This window comes from Flavobacterium sp. CG_23.5, assembly GCF_017875765.1.
Taxonomy (GTDB): Bacteria; Bacteroidota; Bacteroidia; order Flavobacteriales; family Flavobacteriaceae; genus Flavobacterium.
The window spans coordinates 492,259-513,363 of record NZ_JAGGNA010000001.1; the positions used below are offsets into that span (position 1 = coordinate 492,259).

General features: G+C 33.7%; 14 protein-coding genes and 1 tRNA gene. 4 read left to right on the forward strand and 11 right to left on the reverse strand.

Annotated features, from left to right (window positions below):
• Nucleotide 1: 1 nt before the first annotated feature.
• The 6 genes from recQ to H4V97_RS02070 all read right to left on the reverse strand — a co-directional run bounded on the left by recQ (nt 2) and on the right by H4V97_RS02070 (nt 8,976).
• Nucleotides 2-2,116: a DNA helicase RecQ gene (recQ, locus tag H4V97_RS02045; protein ID WP_209548767.1), complete on the reverse strand. Its 2,115-nt coding sequence runs from the start codon at nt 2,114-2,116 to the stop codon at nt 2-4.
• Between the two features lie 80 nt (nt 2,117-2,196).
• Nucleotides 2,197-2,604 carry a DNA primase gene (locus H4V97_RS02050; RefSeq protein WP_196850739.1) on the reverse strand — a complete coding sequence of 136 codons (408 nt, stop codon included), beginning with the start codon at nt 2,602-2,604 and terminating at the stop codon, nt 2,197-2,199.
• A gap of 9 nt (nt 2,605-2,613) precedes the next feature.
• Nucleotides 2,614-3,585, reverse strand: a complete 972-nt coding sequence (locus H4V97_RS02055; RefSeq protein WP_209548768.1) for a deoxyhypusine synthase family protein — start codon at nt 3,583-3,585, stop codon at nt 2,614-2,616.
• A gap of 92 nt (nt 3,586-3,677) precedes the next feature.
• The gene (locus H4V97_RS02060; protein WP_209548769.1) at nt 3,678-5,078 is read right to left on the reverse strand and encodes an arginine decarboxylase; all 1,401 of its coding nucleotides are present in this window, start codon (nt 5,076-5,078) and stop codon (nt 3,678-3,680) included.
• A gap of 292 nt (nt 5,079-5,370) precedes the next feature.
• The gene (aroB, locus tag H4V97_RS02065; protein ID WP_209548770.1) at nt 5,371-6,438 is read right to left on the reverse strand and encodes a 3-dehydroquinate synthase; all 1,068 of its coding nucleotides are present in this window, start codon (nt 6,436-6,438) and stop codon (nt 5,371-5,373) included.
• 219 nt (nt 6,439-6,657) lie between these two features.
• Entirely contained in the window at nt 6,658-8,976 is a 2,319-nt protein-coding gene (locus H4V97_RS02070; RefSeq protein WP_209548771.1) for an O-antigen ligase family protein, read from the reverse strand.
• 174 nt (nt 8,977-9,150) lie between these two features.
• Here H4V97_RS02070 and H4V97_RS02075 point away from each other — a divergent pair, with 174 nt between their 5' ends.
• A complete protein-coding gene (locus tag H4V97_RS02075; protein ID WP_196850744.1) occupies nt 9,151-10,320 on the forward strand; it encodes a proline dehydrogenase family protein in 1,170 nt (389 codons plus the stop codon).
• Nucleotides 10,321-10,424: 104 nt separating this feature from the next.
• Here H4V97_RS02075 and H4V97_RS02080 read toward each other — a convergent pair whose 3' ends face one another.
• Nucleotides 10,425-12,209 (reverse strand): ABC transporter ATP-binding protein, encoded by a 1,785-nt coding sequence (locus H4V97_RS02080; protein ID WP_196850745.1) that lies wholly within the window; start codon nt 12,207-12,209, stop codon nt 10,425-10,427.
• A 213-nt stretch (nt 12,210-12,422) separates the two neighbouring features.
• Between H4V97_RS02080 and H4V97_RS02085 the strand changes: the two genes are divergently transcribed.
• Nucleotides 12,423-12,497, forward strand: a tRNA-Val gene (locus H4V97_RS02085).
• 257 nt (nt 12,498-12,754) lie between these two features.
• Here H4V97_RS02085 and H4V97_RS02090 read toward each other — a convergent pair.
• Nucleotides 12,755-14,212 (reverse strand): FAD-dependent oxidoreductase, encoded by a 1,458-nt coding sequence (locus H4V97_RS02090; protein WP_196850746.1) that lies wholly within the window; start codon nt 14,210-14,212, stop codon nt 12,755-12,757.
• Nucleotides 14,213-14,802: 590 nt separating this feature from the next.
• Here H4V97_RS02090 and H4V97_RS02095 point away from each other — a divergent pair.
• Nucleotides 14,803-15,720, forward strand: a complete 918-nt coding sequence (locus tag H4V97_RS02095; RefSeq protein WP_196850747.1) for a bestrophin family protein — start codon at nt 14,803-14,805, stop codon at nt 15,718-15,720.
• A 48-nt stretch (nt 15,721-15,768) separates the two neighbouring features.
• On the opposite strand, the gene H4V97_RS02100 is transcribed toward H4V97_RS02095, so the two are convergent.
• Nucleotides 15,769-18,027 (reverse strand): acyl-CoA dehydrogenase, encoded by a 2,259-nt coding sequence (locus tag H4V97_RS02100; protein ID WP_196850748.1) that lies wholly within the window; start codon nt 18,025-18,027, stop codon nt 15,769-15,771.
• Nucleotides 18,028-18,247: 220 nt separating this feature from the next.
• Here H4V97_RS02100 and H4V97_RS02105 point away from each other — a divergent pair, with 220 nt between their 5' ends.
• A complete protein-coding gene (locus tag H4V97_RS02105; protein WP_196850749.1) occupies nt 18,248-19,249 on the forward strand; it encodes an LLM class flavin-dependent oxidoreductase in 1,002 nt (333 codons plus the stop codon).
• 16 nt (nt 19,250-19,265) lie between these two features.
• On the opposite strand, the gene H4V97_RS02110 is transcribed toward H4V97_RS02105, so the two are convergent.
• Both H4V97_RS02110 and H4V97_RS02115 read right to left on the reverse strand, forming a co-directional pair.
• A complete protein-coding gene (locus H4V97_RS02110) occupies nt 19,266-20,198 on the reverse strand; it encodes a transglutaminase (protein ID WP_196850750.1) in 933 nt (310 codons plus the stop codon).
• Nucleotides 20,199-20,220: 22 nt separating this feature from the next.
• Nucleotides 20,221-21,072, reverse strand: coding sequence for a substrate-binding domain-containing protein (locus H4V97_RS02115; RefSeq protein ID WP_209548772.1), 852 nt, complete (start codon nt 21,070-21,072; stop codon nt 20,221-20,223).
• Nucleotides 21,073-21,105 lie beyond the last annotated feature (33 nt).

Below are 21,105 nucleotides of genomic sequence, written 5' to 3' on the forward strand. Positions count from 1 at the left end.
GTTAATTTAAAATACTTTTTTCTTTTTCAATTATTGCCAAACCAATTCTTATTTTATCATAGGAAATTTGTTCTTCAAAAAAATCAAAATAAGGCTTTAAGGTAGTGGGAAATTCCAGTTCTATTTGTGCTGCTCTAATTTTTGAAACTTCACCTTTCGATGCAAATTCACTTAAATCAATTTGATGTCCATCAACATATAATTTAGCTAAGTGAGAAATGATTGTTGCAAGACCTAATTTTCTTTTAACAGAAATTTCTTCGGCAGAAAGACCGTCTTGGAATAAAATTAGAGTTTCTTTATATGTGGTTGCTTCTTTCTTTTTTTTACTATTTTTAGATTGCTGAAAATCAATAATAGCTTTTATAAAAGCATCTCCATATTTTTCAAGTTTTGCTTTCCCAACACCATCAATCGCTATTAATTCCTCATCGCTCATAGGTCTTTCGGTTTCCATTTGGCGTAAAGCCGCATCACTAAAAATGACATAGGCAGGAACATTTTCTTTTTTGGAAATTTCGTAACGTAGTTTTCTAAGTGTTTCAAAAAGAGAATTAGCAGCAGCTTTAGTTTTAACTTCTTTAATATCGGATTTATCAATATTGATTTTCTGAACCGTTGTCAATTGTACTTTTTCTCCTTCAAATAGAACTTCAGCGGCTAAGGATGTTAGTCGGATTTTATTTTGTTGGTGGAAAGCGATTTCGCAAATCCCTTGATTTATTAGCTGAATAATGTATTGATTCCAATCGTGCCAAGAGATATCGCTACCCACGCCATACGTTTTCAGATTTTGATATTCTTTTTCGAAAATATAGGCGTTTTTTGATCCGCGTAAAAAGTCAATGATTATTGGTAGAGGTTCGGTTTCTTTCAAACGAATAATCGCGGATAATGCTTTTTGAGCAATTATAGTTCCATCGAAGAACGCAGGTGGATTTTTACAAATATCGCAATTCCCACAATTTTCGGTAACCAATTCCCCAAAATAAGAAAGCAATATTTTTCTTCGGCAACTCAAAGCATCAGCATATTGCTTCATTCTTTCTAATTTGGCCAATTGCACTTCAGCGTTCAAGCCTTGAGAGGCAAATTTCTGTAGTTGAATTACATCGCCGTAACTTTCGAACAATACCGTTTCAGAAGGTAATCCGTCCCGACCGGCACGACCAATTTCCTGATAATATCCTTCAATATTTTTTGGTAAATTATAGTGAATTACCCAGCGAACATTTGATTTATCAATTCCCATCCCAAAAGCTATTGTAGCACAAACCACCTGACAATCATCATTAATAAATTCATCTTGGGTTTTGGAGCGGATTTTATTATCTAAACCTGCATGATAGGCTTTTGCATTGATACCGATTTTCTGCAATTTTTCGGCAAGTTCTTCGGTAGTTTTTCGACTTAAGCAATAAACAATACCAGACTCATTTGGCTTTTCTTTGATGAAATCTATAATTTGTTTTACTCTGTCTAAAGCGGGACGGACTTCTAAACTTAAATTTTTTCTATCAAATGAGGCTACGAATATTTTAGGATTTACTAAATTTAATTGATCACTAATATCCTTACGTGTAGCTTTATCCGCTGTGGCAGTTAAAGCTAAGATTGGAGTAGAAGGGAAGCGTTTTTTTAAATAACCTAAATTGGTATATGCAGGACGAAAGTCATGCCCCCAAGCCGAAATACAATGCGCTTCGTCAATGGCAATAAGGCTTACCGTAAGTTGATTGAAAATACCATCGAGATATGACAAACTTTCAGGAGCTATATAAACTAACTTGATTATATTCGATTTTAAGCTCTCCATATAAAATTGCTGTTCCGCTTCAGTTTGACTGCTATTGATAAAACAGGCGGGAATATCATTCGCTTTTAAACTATCGACTTGGTCTTTCATTAAAGCAATTAATGGAGAGATTACGATTGTAATTCCCGGTAAAAGCAATGCTGGAAGTTGAAAACAGATTGATTTTCCTCCACCTGTTGGCATAATTGCCAATGTATCTTGGCCACTAAGAATACAGTTTATAATATCTTCCTGATTGGGTCTGAATTTTTCAAAACCAAAGTTTTCTTTGAGCGAGGCATGTAAAATAGATGTTGTCATTTAGGCTTATATTTTGAATCAAAGGGAATAAAAAAAGGAACTCTCAACGAGTTCCTTTTATGTTTATAGCCAGAATAGTATTAATCCTCGTCTTCGTCGTCGTATTCGTCAGAAAGTACTTTTTCTTCTTTATCATCGTCATCATCATCCCCGTCTTCTGAATCAGAATCTGGCTTGTCAAGATTTTCATCTTCGTCATCATCTTCAATTGCATCGTCATCATCAAGCTCGATTCCGCTTATTGGTTCTACAACATTATCAATTTCATCATCTTCATCGTAATTTTCAATTCTGTCAGCAAGTTTTGTACTGACTTTTACTAAATAAATAGTATCTTCAGTACGAACTTCTACAGCTTCAATTAATTCGTTTTTAGCATTTCTAAAACGAATGATGTTAGAATCATCATATCCATCAGGAAATCTTTCCACCAAAAGATTCAAAATTTCATTGGTAAGTTTTGCGTAATCTACAATTACTCTTTTCATATAGTTATTCTATAAATCTAATAAATAAGCAAAAATTAAAGGTGCCACAATTGTAGCATCGGACTCAATAATAAACTTTGGCGTTTTTATATCTAATTTACCCCAAGTAATTTTTTCATTCGGTACCGCTCCAGAATACGAACCATAACTGGTCGTTGAATCTGAAATCTGACAAAAATAACTCCAGAAAGGAATGTCATGCATTTCCATATCTTGGTATAACATTGGAACCACGCAGATTGGGAAATCACCTGCAATTCCACCGCCAATTTGAAAGAAACCTACACCATTGGAACTATTTTTCGGATACCAGTCTGATAAGAAAACCATATATTCAATACCTGATTTCATTGTGGAAGCTTTCAGTTCTCCTTTAATTACATACGAAGCAAAAATGTTTCCCATAGTACTGTCTTCCCATCCTGGTACAATAATAGGTAAGTTCTTCTCAGCAGCTGCATACATCCAACTGTCTTTTAAATCAATTTCGTAATATTCTTCAAGAACCCCTGAAAGCAACATTTTGTACATAAATTCATGTGGAAAATATCTTTCTCCTTTATCATCTGCATCTTTCCATATCTTGAAAATATGTTTTTGCAAACGACGGAATGCTTCATGCTCTGGAATACAAGTATCAGTTACTCGATTTAATCCTCTTTCTAATAAATCCCATTCATCTTGTGGAGTCAAATCTCTATAATTTGGAACTCTTTCATAATGAGAATGTGCCACGAGATTCATAATATCTTCTTCAAGATTTGCGCCCGTACAAGAAATAATATGAACTTTATCCTGACGAATAATTTCTGAAAAAATCTTTCCAATTTCGGCAGTACTCATCGCACCAGCCATGCTCACCATCATTTTGGCACCATTTGCTAATTGTTGTTCGTATGCCTTGGCAGCATCAACTAAAGATGCAGAATTGAAATGCAAATAATGCTTTTCAATAAACTGACTGATAGGTCCTTTACTCATTTTATTGGATTTAAAGATTTAAAAATCAATTCATTGAATGGTTACACTCAAATATAATAATTTTTAAATTGACTAATTGTGTATTTGATTATTTATTTTCTATCGTAACCTAAAATTTTTAAAACGTCCTGTGATGTTTGTTGTTCTGAAAATACTTCGGTTGCCAAAATTCCATTTTCATCACGATCAATTAAGATATGTTTTGGTTGTGGAATCAAGCAGTGATGTAATCCGCCGTATCCACCTATAGTTTCCTGATACGCTCCTGTGTTGAAAAATCCAATATATAATGGTTTTTCTTTATTGTATTTTGGTAAATATATGGCATTCATATTTTGCTCTGAATTGTAATAATCATCGCTGTCACAAGTCAGTCCGCCCAGTAAAACCCGTTCGTAAGTTTCATTCCAGCGATTGACAGCCAACATAATAAAACGCTTATTGATTGCCCAAGTGTCAGGAAGTGTGGTAATGAAAGAAGAATCAATCATGTTCCATTTTTCCCTGTCATTTTGTTGTTTTTGATATAATATCTGATAAATTGCGCCACCACTTTCACCTACCGTAAAAGAACCAAATTCTGTAAAAATATTTGGAACATCAACTTCAGCTTCATCACAAGCGATTTTTATCTGATTGATAATTTCGTCAATCATATATTGATAGTCATATTCAAATGCCAATGAATTTTTGATAGGAAAACCTCCACCAATATTCAAACCATCTAAGCTAGGACATTCTTTCTTCAGTGCCACATACACTTTGATACATTTTACTAGTTCATTCCAGTAATAAGCATTGTCATTGATACCGGTATTGATAAAAAAGTGCAACATTTTAAGTTCCAAATTCTTATTTTCTTTGATTTCTTTTTTATAAAAAGGAACAATGTTTTTATATCCAATTCCTAAACGAGAAGTATAAAACTCAAATTTAGGTTCTTCTTCAGCGGCAATACGGATTCCTATTTTGAATTTCCCTTTAATTTGCCCTTGAAGCAAATCAAGCTCTTCAAAATTATCAATAATTGGAATGGCATTTTTATGCCCATTATTGACTAATCGAGCAATGTTTTCCACATACTGATCTCTTTTGAAACCATTGCATATTATGTAGGTGCTTTTGTTGATTTTACCGTTTGCCAATAGATTTTCAACAATATTAATATCAAAAGCAGAAGAAGTTTCAATGTGAATATTATTTTTGAAAGCTTCATTCATTATAAATTCAAAATGAGAGCTTTTTGTACAATAGCAATAATAATATTTTGCCTCGTACTTATTTTTCTCCATTGATTTACGAAACCAGCTTTTGGCTTTGTTAATATTATTGGAAATTTGAGGTAAATAGGTAAATTTTAATGGCGTACCGTATTTTTCAACAAGTTTCATCAAATCGATATTGTGAAACAGAAGATTATCTTTGTTTAATGTAAACTCGTCTTGGGGGAAATAATAAGTTTGATTTATTAAGTCAGAATATTTTGTATTCATTTGGTTTTTAATGTTTTAGATTGAATTTAATGTAAAAATAAACTAATCTAAAATTCAAACTCGAATATTAGCATATATAATTTGTAGCTTTTCATGATCTGCTTTCAGATATTGGAAAATATCAAAACTAAAGTTCCCTTTAATGGAATAAAAACGCTTCAACATTCTTAGAAAAGACATGTTGTTTCTGTTTTTATTCGAACTATAATTTCTTTTGTTTTGACTTTTTTTCATCGTGGCAAATGTAAAAAATATTATATACGTAAAGCAATCCTTTTTATTAAAAATAAAATTATGATTTATAATCTTGGAAGGCTCTAAGAATTAATTCATTTTCAACTGATTGATTAATTTTTATTTTTCCTATTCCCTCAATTAATGCAAACTGGATGTTTCCATATTCATTTTTTTTGTCATGAATAAGGAGTTCCAAGATGGGTTCTATATCATTTTCATCAAATAGAATATCTTCATAAATGCCCTTTATCGCTGATTTTATTTCGGTATACTCCTCCTGATTGATCAGTTTTTTATCCAAAGAGATATAACTTTCCAATATCATTCCGACGGCTATCGCTTCTCCATGCAATAAAGTGGTCTTGTTTTCATTTTCCAAAAAATAACTTTCGATGGCGTGACCCAATGTATGCCCAAAATTTAATGATTTTCGAATGTTTTTCTCTGTTGGATCTTGCAAAACAATTTCGTTTTTTATTTCCACTGATCGGTATATTAATTCATCAAAGTCAGCAAAATCTATGGCTTTTAGATCTAAAAATTGCTCCCAATATCCCTTATCGTAGATCAATCCATGTTTCAGCATTTCGGCAAGTCCGGAGCGCATTTCATTTTGTGGTAAAGTATCTAGATATTGTGTGTCGATAAGCACCATTTGAGGAACATTTATAACTCCTATTTGGTTTTTTAAATTTCCTAAATCGACGCCGTTTTTGCCACCTACGGATGCATCAACCATAGAAAGTAATGTAGTGGGAATATGAATAAAGTCAACGCCGCGCTTAAATGTTGAAGCTACAAAACCGCCCAAATCCGTTACAACGCCACCACCTAAATTAATTACAAGAGTTTTTCTGTCGGCACCAAGTTCCGTAAGGACATTCCAAATTTGAACACAAGTTTCAATGTTTTTATTTGATTCTCCTGCTTCAAATTCAATTATTTCAATAGTGAGTTCCGTTTCTAAAAAGGGCAAGAACTTTGGCAAACAAAATTCGTTGGTATTACTATCTACAATTATAAATATATTGGAATACTTATTTTCTTTCAGATAAAGGTTAAGTGCTTCATATCCTTTTTCATTGAAATAGATTGGGTAATTATTGGCTTGAATCGTTTGCATCTTTGTTGATTAATTGAAAGCGCAAAATAAGGCAATTTTTGCTAAATAGTATTTAAAAATTGCTCAATAATTAGACAAAAATATCACAATTAATAAAAAAAATATTTGAAAAAACACAAGATGTCATTTTTTTGAATAATGCTTTATGGAGTTTTAATTAGCTTTTAAATCCATTTTTATAAATAATCGAGAGAACGGTTTTAAGAAATGATAATTGGATTATTTGCATTCTTGTGCCATAATTTCTTGGGCATTGCCATAATTTTTATTTTTCGCTAAATTTAAATATTTACAGCAATTTTCTTTATTTTTTATCAAAAAGTAACTCATACCTATAAGATATTCTGCTTTTCCATCTTTTAAATCTGCAGAAATTAATGATTTTTTCAAGTAAGAAATGGCATTCAAATATTGTTTTAAGTTATAAAAGCATATTCCAATATTTTGCATGAGGAAAACATTATTGGGATCTTTATTTAACGCTTTTTTATAGGAGTCTAAAGCTTTGTCGTACTTTAAATTATTAAAAAATAGCATCGCTTGATTTTCAAAAATGTTCTTTTCAAATATTTTTTTTCTTTCACTTAAAAGACTGTCGCCAGGAAATGTTTTTAATCCTTTGTCAATAAAAGAAATCAGTTTTTTATTATTATATCCTGATTGATTTAGCGCACTGGAAGTATTTATCCATACTTCCGGATAATTGTTATACTGTGTATAGATATTGTGAATTTTAATTATTCCTGTAGTATCTTTTAAATTCATTCCCGAGTTAATTGCAGCAATGTAATAATCTCTATTTCGAGGTCTAATATCTAAAGCTTTTTTGGCGTAAAAATAGGCACTATCATTTCTACCCTCTCCTGTTGCAATGAGATGTTTGTAAAGCTCTGTTCGTCCAAGATATGGATTTATTTTATTGCCAATATTCAAATATTTTGAAGCCTGTTTATAATTTTTTTCTTCAATATAATATTTTCCAGCATAGGTCGCGAAAGGTTCACTAGTACTAAATACATTAGGATATTGCGGTAAATTATGGGCAATTTCATCAGCCCTTAAAGTAAATTTGTTGGTTTGAAAATTAGCTTTAATATCATTTTCCAACTGATATGCTTTAAAAGTTTTAAAAGAAAAATAAAGAGTAAAAAGGGAAATGATTATTATAAAAGTAGAAGTTCTAGTAGCAGAATAACTTTTTAAGAACTCTTCGGATGATGAAGTATTAATAATTGATAAAGCGAGAAAAAATGAAAACCATAATTGCATTGTTGGTCTATACATGGGAAAATTGAAGGTAGCATCGATACCGTAAGATAATAAAAGCAAAGTAGAAAGTATTGCAATTATTGTTAGCTCACGATTTTCCGATTTAAAAAATATTTTTAAATTTAAACAGAAAGCAATAATAAATATATACAAATAAAGTAAACCATTTAAAATACCTGTTTCAGCGGTGATTTCAAGAAAATCATTGTGTGTATTGGCTGAAATAGTATGATCATTATTTGTTTTTCTCTCATAAGGAATGGATTCTATTTGCCAGTTCCCTAATCCTATGCCCAGTAAGGGTTTATTTTTAATCATTTTTAATGCGTTGTTCCAATACAATAATCTTTCATGTATGGAAGCATCTTTTACATTACCAACTTGTGTTACTCTACTTGAAACAGATTCATATCGACCTGTTCCTTTTCCTTTTTCGAAAATTAGATTGGCTGTAAAAAATGAAATGATAAGGGGAACAATAATGTAGGAAACAGTTAAAATATTTATTTTATTCAGTGGATTTATCTTTAGATACAATAGAATAAATATAAGTGTTTCAAAGAATAAACTTAAAAATGCTGCTCTTGATCCTGTTAAAAAAATAAGAACTGTCGCCAATAATAATACAAAAACCAAAAACCATTTTTTCCATTTTGTAAAATGAACTATTCCTATGAGTAAGAAAGGGATTTTGATACTTAAACTGGCCGAAAATATATTGATATTTCCAGTGTTTCCTTTTAAATTAGCTAAAGCATGTAAAATCGAATCTGTTTTTGAAAATTGAACAAAATCGTAAAACGCTTGAAATGATTGAATAAAAATGCTGATACCAATAAGAAACGTAATTTTGTAAATTAGGTGTAGTCGGTTATTTAATAAAATTGATAAGTTAATTAATGTACAAAAAACAATGACGATTCTTATTAGATTGACTATGCCTAAAGATAGATTTCTAGCTGCGAATAAAGAAACACCAGAAAATACAATAAACAGCAAGCAGGCTTTAACTATATGGCTTTTTTTATAGATGGAAATTAAATTTTGAGTAAGAATGGCAGGATTATAATATATAAAAACTCCTATACTTATATTTAGTATTGATAAGTATAAATATTGGGGAGCAATAATTTCAATACTCCTAAATTGTGGTAAAAAATCAATAATTAGAAAACCAATGATGAAAAATAATGTTATTAAATCAAAATAATTAGTGTCTGATGTAGGCTCTTGAGTGTTTAATTTGTCGGTTACTAATTTAGCTTTCATATCTTATTTATATTAAAATAGTATTTTAAAAATATTAATAGGAAATTTAATCAATTTCAATGAATATTTTATTAAGCTGTTGAAAATAATTTTGATTGCGTATTTCACTATTTAACTATCGTTTTTTTAAATATTTTTCAAAATCTGTCTATATTTGCACAAAAAACCACAGGAATGGAAAAAATATTTGATAATACTCAAGTTGCATTTGCGTTAAAAAGTGATACAGAACTCGATAGAGCTTATTTTCTTTTTAAAATGATTGACAATCAACCTCTTGTTCGAATAGGAACTGCGGTTACTAATTTTGCTTTAAAAGCTAATCTTCCGGTTGAAGGATTGATTCGCGCTACCGTTTTTGATCATTTTTGCGGAGGAGTAAATGAAAATGATTGTCTTTCTGTGGTTGATAAAATGTATACCAAAGGCGTTTCCTCTGTTCTGGATTATTCTGTGGAAGGAAAAGAAGAAGAGGAACAGTTTGATGCTGCTCTTGAAATGACATTAAAAACGATTGAATTTGCCAGAGAACGTCAAGCAATTCCTTTTGCTGTTTTTAAACCAACCGGTTTTGGACGTTTTGCTTTGTATGAAAAATTAGGGGATAAACATATGTTAACGGTTGACGAGCAAGCAGAATGGAATAGAGTAGTGGCACGTTTTGATTTAGTTTGTAGTGAAGCTCATAAAAAAAATGTGGCATTACTTATAGATGGTGAAGAAAGTTGGATGCAAGATGCAGCTGATGATTTAGTTACTGATATGATGCGTAAATACAATAAAGAAAAGCCAATTGTTTTCAATACGTTACAAATGTATCGCTGGGATCGTTTGGATTACTTGAAAAAACTACACGAACAAGCCAAAAAAGAAGGTTTCTTTATTGGGATGAAATTGGTTCGTGGTGCTTACATGGAAAAAGAAATTGCACGTGCGGGAGAGAAAGGATATCCATCTCCAATATGTGCTACAAAAGAAGCTACAGATGAAAATTATGACGAAACCGTGCGCTATATGGTTGACCATATTGACACCATGTCCGTTTTTGCGGGAACGCATAATGAATTAAGTACGTACAAATTGATGGAATTGATGCAGGAAAAAGGCGTTAAAACCAATGATGATAGAATTTGGTTTGGTCAATTGTATGGGATGAGTGATAATATCAGTTATAATTTGGCAGCTAATGGTTATAATGTGGCTAAATATTTGCCTTTTGGTCCTGTGAAAGATGTGATGCCATACTTGATTCGTCGTGCCGAAGAAAATACTTCAGTAGCGGGACAAACAAGCCGTGAACTATCGATGATTAAAGCAGAAAGAAAAAGAAGAAAAGGGAAATAGTTCTCCAATTTCAGTCATAAAAAAAGCTCCAATTGTCAAAATTGGAGCTTTTTGTATAAATATCTTTATAGCTCCCTCTCCTTTGGAGAGGGTTGGGGAGAGGATTAAGAATTGCTAAACTGCAGATTGCTTAAGTTTTTATACATTCCATTTTCTAAAGCAATTAATTCCTGATGTGTTCCCTGCTCTGTGATTTTTCCATTATCGAGCACTAAAATTTGATCCGCACTTCGAATGGTGGATAAACGGTGTGCAATAATGATACTGGTTCTTCCTTCCATCAAAATTTCCAACGCTTCTTGAACAAGTTTTTCGCTTTCACTGTCTAATGATGATGTGGCTTCATCAAGAATCAAGATACTTGGATTTTTAAGAAGGGCACGAGCTATTGCAATGCGTTGTCTTTGTCCTCCAGACAATTTAATTCCTCTTTCACCTACAATAGTCTCAAATTTTTCTGGAAAACTTTCAATAAAGTTCAAAGCGTTTGCTTGTTGTGCAGCTACAATAATTTCTTCTTCGGTAGCGTTTGGTTTTCCGTAAGCAATATTTTCTTTAATGGTTCCTCCAAATAATATTACATCTTGTGGAACAATACTCATATTTCCTCTCAGATTTTCCAGGTCATAATCGTAAATATTTTTTCCGTCAACCAATATTTCTCCGCTATCAATATTGTAAAAACGTAATAACAGCGAAGCAATAGTTGATTTCCCTGTTCCACTTGGACCAACGATAGCTATTTTTTGACCATAATTAGCGGTAAAACTAACATCTTTTAAAACTTTAATTTCTTTCCTAGAATGATAACTGAAAGCTACATTATTGAAAGTTACGTTCCCTTTTATCTTTTGGGTTGTAGCATTTTGAGTTGAATTAATTTTTTCAGGAGTTTCATCTAATAATTCAAAAACACGTTCGGTTGCACCAATTGCTTTTTGAATTTGGGCATAAAGTTCAGCAATTCCGCCAAAAGAAGCTCCTACAAAAGTAGAATACAATACAAATGAGATTAATTGTCCCACACTCATCTCTCCACTAATACTTAAACGAACTCCAAACCAAACTACGGCAACAATAGCTCCAAAAAGGCAAAAAATAATGAATGAAGCGAAGTATCCTCTGTATTTTCCACCTTTGATGGCTATTTTAACCACCTCTTTAATTTTTCCATTGTAGCGCGCAATTTCGTACCATTCATTGGCGAAAGCCTTAACAATAGTAATTCCTTGCATCGTTTCTTCAACAATCACCTGACTTTCGGCAACTTTATCTTGAACATTTTTTGAATATTTTCTAATAAATCGCCCAAAAATAACTGCTGCAACAGCAACCAGCGGAACAACGGATAGCATCAACAACGTTAATTTGATACTTTCATTTGCCAATAATAAAACACCACCAATAATTAAAATGAATTGTCTCAAAAACTCCGCAATTGTAGAGGTTAAGGTGTCTTGAATTTGCGTTATATCTGAACTGATTCGGCTGTTTAATTCCCCAACCCTTTTTTGCGAAAAGAACGACATTGGCAACTTCACTAAATTACTGTACAACGATAACCTAAGATTTGCCAATGTATGTTCCGTAAAATTGACGAATAAATACAATCTGAAAAAGGAAAAAATAGATTGTAAAAAAAGTATAGCAATCAAACCTAAAGCGATTGTATTTGCCTGAGAATTTTCCTTGTTTTTTACACAGTCAATAAGCATTCCCATTAATTTGGGGAAAGCTAAAGCTGTTGCGCCAGTAAAGAGTAGAAAAATTAAACCAACATAAAATTTCCATTTATGATTTCCAGCATATTTAAATATAATTATTGCTTTATTGAGTGAAGTAGCCGTAATTTTTGATTTTGGTAAATCATTTTCTTTGAATCTTGCCATTGTTTATTATTTATAGAGCAAATGTAAGACTATAAGAAGTCAATACAAAAAAATCATCTAGTTTCATCCTTTATTTAAAATGCTGTTAAAGAGCGCTAAAGCAGATTTAAAGGAAATTTTAATAATTTATTTTAAAAAAGTGCTTGTAGATACGGATTCTAAGTGTATATTTGCACACGCAATAACGGAAACGAAAGTTACTAAATTGTAGAAGGGCGATTAGCTCAGCTGGTTCAGAGCACCTCGTTTACACCGAGGGGGTCGGGGGTTCGAACCCCTCATCGCCCACAAGATAAACTCCATTAGACATAATGGAGTTTTTTTATGCCTTTTGGTTTCTTCAGAACTTTATTTATATGAAGTATTTAAGGATCAAGTCTAAAACCTGTGGATTAGTAAAAATTAGGCATAAATATTAGTTAGTCTAAAAAGGAAAAACTCAATATTCCTTACTCCTCTAAATTGGAAACTAAATTAGCCGGAATTATTGCTTCTAGCAAGTTAAGGTATTTCTAACGGCTGTAAAGGGTACTATTTAAAACTTGTTACGCGTCTTTTTTCTTTAGAGAACGGCCTCTAGGCTCATCACCTTCATGAAGCACAATTTCAGAATGCAGAAACTGTGCGGCAGCGGCTGAATCTTTCACTTTGGTAGCACTTCGTTCTAACATTTCCGATTCAAAGACCTTTAATACACTTTCTCGGATGCCAACTTTTCTCCATTGCGATAAAGGTCTACATCCCTTTGAGATTGCCCGAGCCAGAGTAAGCGCATCCAGCAGCGCCTGATTCGCCCCTTGTCCTTTGAATGGACTCATTGGGTGAGCCGCATCTCCAATCAGAGTTACTTGTCCGCCTTTGTCCAATAATTCTGACTGGAGTAATTCTCGGTCATACACGGGATATCCCGAAATTTGAGCTTCGAGGGTTGCGACTACAATCTGTGGAATAGGATCGTGCCACTGTGTTCTGCGACACGCTTCCTCCTTGAGTGCTTGAGGTCCTTGAGCACTTAACGCCTTAGCCTCATCTTCAGGCATTGGGAAGCTAAGTTGCCACATCACCGACTCTGAATCGTAAGGCATGATGTAAATTCGCTCATTACCATTGGCAGTTTGAAATACCGTGGCCGAGTCTAACAATGAACTTTCAAAACCTTTGAGAGCCGCCAAAGGACAAATACCTAATATCACAATACAATCGAGGTAACGCAAAGGGGTAACTTCGTCACCAATCAGTATCTTTCGCACGGCACTACGAATACCATCAGCGCCCACTACAAGGTCCGCTTTGAGGCTTTTCATCTCGCCGTTCACTTGAAATCTTAATTCAACGCCTTCACCCTCAAATTCTTTAAAATCTATTAATTGGTGTCCCCACTGTACCATATCATCTCCTCCGAGTTGTTCAAGTAGCGCTAAGCGCAAAGACTGGCGTGCGATATGCACATTGGTACGTTTCTGAAACGGTTGCGCATCAGACTGTATCCGCTTTCTGATTCCCCATTCACCAATCACTTTTCCTTCCGTAGTTTGAACCACATGTCTTGTTGAAATTACTCCATCTTCTAACGAGAAAATACCCAATCCCTCGATCGCTTTACTAGCTTGCTGTAAAGTGAGTCCGTAGCCCTGAGATCGAGCATCGAAGTTGTTATCGCGCTCATAAAGTGTAAAAGGAATTCCTCGATGCAAACAAGCTACAGCCAGAGCCACTCCGCCGATACCACCACCAATAATAGCAAGGTGTGGATAATTTTCTTTATCCGCTATAGGGGGACTTTCAGTATGAAGCAGCCCGGATCCGCTGCAGTTTAAACATGTATATAGGTGGCCCTTAGGAGGAACTGGAGCCGTTCCTTCGCCTTTCTTTTTTTCAAATTGATCGAATGCTATCTGGTAGTTGCGTCGCGCTTTATCGCTAAGCCCTCGACTTTTTTTGCCGCGTCCCTGACATTCTTGACAAATAGTCCAACTTGTTTCTTTATTTCCCACTTTTTTCACTTCCCTTTATTTAACTAACTCTTGAATTCCCGATAAAGTAAAAAAATTTACCTAGACAATTAATGCTGAAATAAATAGAAAATAGTGAATATGATTTTCACTACTTTTAAATAATTTAACGGTAGAAATTTATATTTTTCAGCGTTTTTTCGCTTGTGGCAATTGCGCAAATTTAAGACAAAAGACTACGAGTGCAAAACTACTTTAGAATTTCCGAAGAAAACCCGAAAATCAACCTGCCCGAATATTTTGCAGCATAATCGCATTTCATTTTTACTTTTGCAATAAAATCATAATTTAAGGAAATACCGGAGAACAAAACTGTTAACTAATTTGTTGAAGTAATCAGCGATGTGGTGGTAATTTTATCGTAGGAATATTAGAAATGTCTATAATATGCAGCGCTATTATCATTCTTTAAAATTAGTAATCCTCTATAGAAAGTTTCTTCAAATTCATCAAAAAGTGCCTTGTTAAATAGTTTATTAAGTACCACAAAGCTTCGCAAGAAATTGAGAAGTTCTTTTTAGATTAAATAAATCAAAGTTAAACTTAGCAAGGAAGTGGGGACAAAATACTAAGTTTGTGATATGATTATAAAGAAAAAAACAAACTGGTTTAGAATGCTGTTTGAATGGAACGGTTCAGTCCTTCCTCAATTATTACCGCGCTTATTTATACTTTTCCTATATACAACTGCTATTGTCTTTTTTAGAGATTATTTACTCCAATACCACCTTTATATCAACCCGGCAATTTTCACTCTTTTTGGAATTGCCTTAGCTATTTTTCTGGGATTTAGAAATACTGTCAGTTACGATCGATTTTGGGAAGGTAGAAAGCTTTGGGGAGCTCTGTTAAATGATACCCGATCACTTGCTCGTCAGTCGCACACACTAGTAGACGGGGCGGATTATCAAAAACAGCAAACTCATTTCATAATGATGCTCACGGCTTTGGTTCATGCTTTAAAGCACCAATTAAGAGAAACGAATCCTGATGCTGATATGGAACGATTATTAGCAAATTCTTATAATCAAAAACTACAATCAGCTATTTTTAAACCTATTATTATTTTAAAAGAGTTGGCAATATGGGTGAGTAAAGCAAAAAGTGATGGGAAATTAGACAGTATTACACAGGTTGCTTTTGACGAAAATTTAAATAAATTATCAGATATTATAGGAGGTTGCGAACGGATTGCCAGCACTCCCATACCATATACTTACAGTATTTTATTACATCGTACGGTATATATTTATTGCTTTTTACTTCCTTTTGGTTTTGGGGAAAGTATGTTGTGGACTTTGCCTTTTGTAGTTGTTTTTATTGCCTATACTTTTGTGGCTCTTGAAGCAATTGCTGATGAGTTAGAAGATCCATTTGGTATTCAACCCAATGATTTAGCCTTAGATGCGATGTCTGCAATGATTGAAAGTACTCTTTCGGAGATCGATAATCAATATATTGAACCGATTAAAAAATCCAAATATTACTATATCACTTAGATTTTATAGCATGAAAAAATATGATGGATTAATTTAATTTCTTGGCTCTTAGAATGCAATTGGCGCAGCAAGACAACTGTCAGGAATGTTAAATGCTTGTACCAAAGAAACAGCATCCGGCCTAATTTCCCAGCAAAGCTGATTGACCATTTTGCGAATGGCTTTTGTTTTTACCGCTTCCATATAACCATCCTCGAGATACCATCCTTTGTTTTTTTCAATTTGCGAAAGGGCATAGAGTTGATATAATTTCAACATAACTTCCTTGCTATTTTTATCTTCAATAGTTTTTATGGCATCTTGAAATTGCTGCAATACAATTCGCTCTAGATAAGCCTGAGCAACATCAATCATTTGATGCTGTACAATATTAAATGCATCATAAGGATCTAGTCCGCTGTCAATTAGTTTTTTTATTCGCTTTGCTGCAGACGCCAAAGTCGTTTTTTCTCTGTATTGAAAAGCCTCCAAATGGAATTCTTCATCAATTAAATGCGAATCATCCGTTTTCCTCGTTGCAATTGGATTCTTTTCAGAAATTGCGGTTTTGGCATTTTCATAAACATAATTGATCATTCCCATAGCATCCATTTTGCCAAAAGATTTTCGGAATTCTGATAAACGGTTTTTGGCAACTAATTGCATCAAGACAGTATTGTCACCTTCAAAGGTGGTATAGATTTCGGTATCATTTTTTAATGCATCAATACGATTTTCGGATAAATAACCTTTGCCGCCACAAGCCTCACGACATTCTTGCAAAACAGCAGTGGTATTCCAAGTAGAGTAGGCTTTCATGCCGGCAGCGAGGGATTCAATTTCCTGCATTTCAGATTCACTCTTATCAATGAAACGCTTCGTAACGTATTGTAAAGCAAAATGGATTGCATATGTTTTTGCGAGCAACGGAAGGAGTCTACGTTGATGGATGCGGTAATTTAATATGGGAACTTCTGAGCCACCTTCAGGTCCAAATTGTCTGCGCTTGTCGCTATATTTAATTGCAATTGTTAAGCCAGATTTGGCTGCGGACAATGCTGATCTTGGAATCCCAATTCTGCCTCCAACCAAAGTTCCTAGCATCGTAAAAAAGCGTCTATTATCACTTGGGATTGGACTTTCAAATTCCCCTTTTTCATTTATCGAGGCAAAGCGGTCTAGCATGTTTTCTTTTGGAATATCTACATTGTCAAAACGAATAGTTCCATTGTCAACGCCATTCAGTCCCATTTTAAGTCCGCAATCACCAATAGTAATTCCTTTAAGAATTGTACTGTTGGTATCACGAAGCGGAACGATAAATGCATTAACCCCATAATCTGTTTCGCCAATAATTAATTTAGCAAAAACTGTAGCCATTTGTCCGTGTGCAGCAGCGTTACCAATATATTCTTTTTGTGCCTTTTCATGCGGTGTATGAATCGTAAAAGTTTTGTTTATATGATTATAGGTTGCCGTTGTTTCCATTCCTTTCACATTCGAACCGTGATTAGTTTCGGTCATTGCAAAACAGCCTGGGAGTTTAAGCGAGCCAATATCTTTTAAGTACTTATTATAATGTTTTTCTGTGCCAAGGGATTGAACGCTCATTCCCCAAAGTCCAAATTGTACACCAAATTTGATCACTAAGCTTAAATCGTGGTAACTCAATGTTTCCATTATTGCAAAATAATCTGCTATGTTTCCTCCACCGCCATATTGTTTTGGATAGGCCATATTTCCCAAATTTTCTTCTGCGAGGATTTTACACCACTCATAGACTTTTTCACGATATACAACAGTGTCTGTCGAAGTTTCATAGGCAAATTCAGGTCGACTAATGACAGATTTTACTTTTTTTATAATTTCGGCTTGTTTTCCGTCCAGAATTTGAGTCAGTTTTTCTATTTCAAACCGAGTGTTAGTTTGATAATCTGCAGTAAAGGTCTTTCCAAGTGTTTTGAATTCCCCCATAGCTTCCTCGCCTGAAATCCCTAAATCATTTTCGAGTTTTACAAAAGCAGGTCTGAGATTGTTGATGATTTTATCATTTTCAGAAAGTAAAATTGAAATGCCAAAAATGGACCTTACCGACTGATTTTCCTGAAGAATAGTCTCGATTTCAGATTTCCAATTAGCCACCACTTCTCTAGATGGCGGCGATGAAGTAACAACTTTTGCAAGAAGTAAATTCTGTTCCTTTTCGGAAAGCCAGCTCTGGGAAAGTATAAACTCTTGTAAAGTCAAGAATTCTTTTTGGCTTAAAAGATCATCGGACCATACAAGATAGAAAAGGGGTATAAAGGCTTTGAGTTTTGAATTTTCCATAACAAAATTGAAATAAGTTTTTTAAACTTGGTTAAGATAACGAAATTTAACTATTGAAAAAGAAAACCAAATAGAAAATAAGTCCCTTCAAAAAGTTAAAGTTCAAGAATTTATTTCTTGTTCAGTAGAAGGTTCCTTTTTAACTTTGTCTTAATATCTCTTTGTGCTAAAACCGATAATACAATCCTTACTTTTGCTAAATCAATAAGAAAAGTAATTCATGACCAAAAAAAATATATCCCAAACAAAAATATCAGTTCTTGATCTTGCAATAGTTAGAGAAGGCGGGACCGCATCAGACACGTTTAAAAATAGTTTAGATCTTGCCCAGCATGTTGAAAAATGGGGTTATAATCGGTTTTGGTTAGCGGAGCATCACAATATGCAAGGAATAGCCAGTAGCTCACCTTCTATTTTAATTGGACACATTGCATCAGGCACTTCAACTTTAAGAGTAGGGTCGGGGGGAGTAATGCTGCCCAATCATGCACCCTTAATGATTGCCGAACAATTTGGGACACTAGCCACACTTTTCCCTCATCGAATTGATTTGGGTTTAGGTCGCGCCCCAGGAACAGATCAGTTTACTGCAGCAGCCTTGCGCCGCGATGACCATGCAGCCATGGAATTTCCTGCTAATGTTCAGGAATTACAAATGTATTTGTCAGAAGGGAATAAAAACGGACGTGTTCGTGCTATACCGGGAGAAGGATTAGATATTCCAATATGGATTTTAGGTTCCAGCACCGATAGTGCTTATTTAGCTGCTTCTTTAGGATTACCTTATGCTTTTGCGAGTCATTTTGCTCCTGCGCAACTACTTACCGCAATAGCAATCTACCGTAATAATTTTCAACCTTCAGAGGACCTCAAAGAATCTTATGTCATAGCTTGTGTTAATGTTATTGCAGCGGATTCCGATGATGAAGCAGCCCGATTAGCAACTTCCTTTAAGAGATTATTTCTTGGAATTATTACGGGAAACCGACAACAATTAAAGCCGCCTGTAAGCCCAGATAATTTTATGGATCCCATGGAAGAGGCTGCATTGCAACAAATGATTGCCTATTCCTTTATTGGTGGACCGGAAAAAGTAAAAAAAGAATTGGACTATTTTCTAGATAAAACTCAAGTAGATGAACTTATGATTGCAACGGCTGTTTACGAACATACAGCGAGACTTCATTCCTATGAAATCATTGGAAATTTAAAAAATAGTTAATTCTGGCAATTTTTTTTTATTCCAATGTTAAAGCACCAAGAATTTCCTCAGATAGGAAAGGACCTCCAGGATAATTAGCGGTATAATCAAGGTTAAGCCAAATTTGTCCGTGCTCATCAATATGATAATAAAGCTGTTTTTCAAAACTTTCCTTTTCAAATAAAACATTTTTAATAAGAAAATTTACTTGTTCTAAATCGTTTGGGGAACCAATTAATATTTCTGGATAAATGTGTCCTTTGGTATGAATCAATCTGGGTGTTCCTCCAATTGCTTTAACACTTGCCGCCATCAAAATAGAATGGTCATCACAATCCCCAGAAAAATAGAGTAATGATTCACTAGCCGACGCAATATAATCGCCATCTTTAGGGTCGCTTACATAGTTCCAACGACGATTTATTTCTTTAAAAACGGCAAAACATTGAATCAGTGTTCGATAATCCGAATAGCCTTTTACATTTTTGAAATACTTAGAAGTTGCCATAACTGCAAAATTCCTTATTTTAGGATTTTGATATTCGATCGCATTAACAATTTTTGATTTATTAGGAAAAGGCAGTAATTTGGCAATAATTATATCTTGGGGAAAAGGGGTTTCCGACATAGAATACATCATTGAATTGTAATCTTCAAAAACGCTGTTAAAACCATAATTACCTAAAACTTGACCGTAAATTAAAACTAATAAATAAAGAGCAATACAAATAAGAATTATAGTTCTCAAGAATCGTAAAATTAACTGAATAATTACAACAATTACGATAAACAGTAGGATTCTGTCAAGATTAAAAAACCAGTTTGGATTGAAAAAATTTTGATGGACAATTAAAAATACTGGAATAGCAATTAAAATATTTAAAACAAAAATAATAACGTCGTCCCAGGGTTTCTTGACCTGAAATGTTTGTTTAATACCTTGAAAAGTAATATTTTTTATTTTTATCATAAGTAACAATAAAAGCAGGAATCTAGTCTGCTTTTACAATTGCATCAAAAGTACCTTTTTTATCTATGATTTTTAGTTGAAAAAGTTGATTTTGAACATTGTTTAACATTTTTTCAGATAGTTTATTTTGAGACCAGTCCGTTAAAGTCAGCCATTGTTGAATATCTTCAATTTTTTGATGAAAGTTCTCCGACAGAATTTTATCGATGTTTGGAATTTTCTTGAATTTTTTGGTTTTTATATTGATGATTTCTAAAATTTTACCAATTATTTCTGGTTCATTTTCCAATATTTCGTTTCGTACTGCAATTACAAAGCAAGGCCATGGCGTAGGACAATCTCCTAATCTTCTAAAAATGCCTTTATCAACTAAAGGTTTAGTCATAAAACGTTCCCACATAAAATAATCAGCATTCCCTTTAGTCAATGCTTCGACAGCGCCGTCAATAGTATTCACAATTTCAAATTGTAGATCATCGGTTTTCCAACCTTCATTATTGGCATTTACATACGCCATTAATTGGGAACCTGAACCCAATCTGGAAATAGCTACTTTCTTATTTTCTAAATCGGATAATGTTTTGAAATTAGAATTGGCTGAAACATGAATTCCCCAAATTAAGGGACTTTCGACATAAATTTGAACAATTTTACTAGGATTTCCACCAACGATATCTTTGACAATTCCTTCAGTTAGGATTACGGCTATATCAGTTTCTCCATCACGAAGCATTTGACACATTTTTCCTGTTCCTTCGGGAACATCAGTCCACTGTAGATCGATGTTTTCTTTTTCGAAATCTCCGTTTTCTATGGATAAATGCCAAGGTAAATTGAAATGTTCTGGAACTCCGGCTATTTTTATTGTTTTCATTTTGTTTTCATTTTGTAAAAAGTCGCAACTTGT